The sequence below is a fragment of the Roseateles sp. genome (genome assembly GCF_044373315.1).
Classification (GTDB): domain Bacteria; phylum Pseudomonadota; class Gammaproteobacteria; order Burkholderiales; family Burkholderiaceae_C; genus JACDQM01.
Map to the genome: position 1 here is coordinate 1 of NZ_JBILQK010000235.1, position 2,896 is coordinate 2,896.

At 62.2% G+C, this 2,896-nt stretch carries 3 protein-coding genes; all 3 read left to right on the forward strand.

Annotated elements, in window-relative coordinates; translation table 11 throughout:
- The coding region (locus ACIQ67_RS20975) for an RNA polymerase sigma factor (RefSeq protein ID WP_397536313.1) at window positions 1-197 on the forward strand (197 nt) is incomplete at its 5' end.
- A 37-nt stretch (window positions 198-234) separates the two neighbouring features.
- Window positions 235-1,635, forward strand: a complete 1,401-nt coding sequence (locus ACIQ67_RS20980; protein ID WP_397536314.1) for a hypothetical protein — start codon at window positions 235-237, stop codon at window positions 1,633-1,635.
- Window positions 1,636-1,840: 205 nt separating this feature from the next.
- A partial coding sequence (locus ACIQ67_RS20985) for a hypothetical protein (RefSeq protein WP_397536315.1) occupies window positions 1,841-2,896 on the forward strand: 1,056 nt, incomplete at its 3' end.

The window sequence follows — 2,896 nt, forward strand, 5'->3', positions numbered from 1 at the left end:
TGGAACGATGCCTTGCAAAACTGCCGGATCGCCAGCGAGGGATGTTGTTCGCGCATTATGTGGCAGGTGCGTCCATGGCGGAGATCGCCGCCGCCCAGCAGATGGGAATGAGTGCGGTGAAGGTGTTGTTGTTGCGAGTGCGCCGCTCGCTCGCCGACTGTATTGGGAAGCATTTGCCGAGGGAGGAGCAGGCATGAAACCGGATCAGTCGTTCTTGCAGGCAGACTCGAAGAGTTGCTGCTCGATGGCCGCTCCAGGCCTCTTGCCGAGCGTGAACGGGGTGAGTTGAACGACATGTTGCGACAAAGCAGCGCGGCCCGTGCCCATGCGGCGCGCTGCCTGATCGATGACTCCGGCCTGATCGCCCGCCTTCAGGAATCAACCGTTGCGGAAATATATCGCGGGGAAACAACCGCCCTGGCATCCATCGGCATCCCGATGCCACAAGGTCGCCGAAGTTCCCGCGCCCGGCGTGCCATCATCCGGCTTGGCACTATGGCGGCGTTGATTGTTTTCGTTGTTCTCGGGTGGATGAAATACGGAGAACGGCACGCTGGTGTGGCGCGGTTCGGCACCTTGCACGACTGTCAATGGGTCGCGGCCGATGAGGAGCCACAGACCGGGCAAGCACTTCGGCGCGGGCATCGCGTCGAATTGTCGGCCGGGACGGCGGAGATCGTCTTTGATTGTGGAGCGGTGACCACCCTTTACGGCCCATGCATTTTCGAGGTGGAGTCCGCGCGGAGTGGATTCCTCATTCTGGGGGATGTCCGCACGCGTGCCGACAGCCCCGATTCGAAGGGTTTCGTCCTGAGTACCCGTCTTTCGCGGATCGTCGATTTGGGCACTGAATTTCTGACCTCGGTGGCGGTGGACGGTCACAGTAGCGTTGCGGTGACCGATGGCGAGGTGGCCGTGCATCTCCCCGGGGGCAAATCCCCGCAGCATCTGCGTTTGGGTGATTCGCTTTCGCTCGAGCCTGGCCGGGGCCGCGTGATGGTGCGGATCGAGCGCGGCGATGAAACCCCCGCCTTCCGGTTTCCCAGCATCGAGCCACCGACCGACGCTGATTTCGCCGACGCGCGTCAGGGACGAGCCCGCGTCTCGCTGGGGACCGGCGCCCTGCGCAAGGCACACAGAAACAACGGCGCCAGTGGCCCGGTGGAACGACTCCTGGACGGCCGGGGTCAGTCCGCGAAGGACATGCCGGACGAGTCGGTGTTTTTTGAGGACAACACCGAGGGCAGTCTGGTTTTGGATCTGGGGGCCGTGGTGGTGGTCGAGAAAATCAACACCTACTCGTGGCACGAGCATCCCCGCTTCGAAGACATCCGTTTCCGCGCCCAGCAGCGCTACCGCCTCTTTGGCAGTGACCGGGACACTCCGCCATCGGTGGAGGGCGACCCCGATCAAGCCGGTTGGAAATTCATCGCCCGCGTGAACACGGACGAATATTTTGGTGTGCGAAATGCGTTTGAACGTCCCGCCCAACAAGCGTGCTCGATCACCTCGCCGGGTGGCTCGCTCGGCCGCTACCGGTACCTGCTCTGGGTCGTCGAACCCATCCTGCTGCCGGACAAACAGTTTCTAAACCACACATTTTACGGCGAGTTCGACGTCTTCGCCCGGCCTTGAGGCCGTCTCATGGCGTCTCTTTTCTCCTACCCACATGAAACCAAAACCCACCATCCGCACCAGATACCCACGTCGTTCCTTGCTGACTCTCGCCACCTTGGCCATCATGCCATGCCTCGCACACGCGGCGGAATTCACCTGGATCCAGAGTGCTCCCGCCACCCATTCCTGGGATGACACTGCCAATTGGAGTGGAGACTCGGTCATGAACGCACCCGGCACGAATGCCGACGACTTGTTCTTCTTTGAATCGGGTACCGATCTGCCCAACGGAGCCAACGAGATCACCACCAACGTGCCGGCTGCCCTGACTCTGCGGTCACTTACCTTGCGGGGTTTCGATCCGTTGACGGGAGGTCCAAGCAACGTCACCATCGGCAGCGGGGCAAGCACCTGGACCATGGACCGGTCCGACGCGGGGAACGCGCTGATCAACCTCAACGGCATCGGCGGAGAACAGGGGCTTTTCTATACCGTGGCACCCAATATCACCCTGGTGAACGACCCCCTCACCGTGCAAGGCAATGGCAGTGCGGATTTCCAATTCACCGGCAATCTAACACGCGCGGGCAGGGCCTTCCGCAAGGAGGGCACAAGCGTGGTGACTTTTTCCGGAACCATCACCGGGAGCGCCGATTTCGAGGTGTATGGCGGCACGCTGAACGTGACCGGAAACCTCCATACCTCCGCCTCGGCAGGCAAGGTGACCGCCCGCGGAACCGCTGCCATCATGAATCTATCCGGCACCGTTTTTGCGGGCACGGCGGGCCTCGGCGTCGAGGGAACCAACACCCAGATGAACATCACCGGCGGCACCACGACGGTGACCGGCAACGCCGTGTTCATCGCACCTGATAGTGCCCAGACCGGAACCCTCAATGTAAGCGGCGGCACGCTCGTCGCCACCGGCAAGAACCTCTGGATCGGGGCCGACGGCTTCAATGGTGCGACGGACAACAGTGGCAACGGCGTGTTGAGCATTTCCGGAACGGGTCTATTGGACACGGGCACCTCGACGACCGGCACCTTCCGACTCGGGGCCAACCGGACCGGCAGTAACAGCACCGGGACCTTGAACCTCGATGGTGGCACGCTGGCCGTGAACCGCAGCATCGTTTTCGGATCGAAAGCCAACAGCGGGACCTTCAACTTCAACGGCGGCACCTTCAAAGCCAACGGCACTTCCGCAACCCTCTCAGCCACCACCAGCGGGCGGGTCAACGTGCGCAACGGCGGAGCGGTGATCGACAGCAACGGCTTC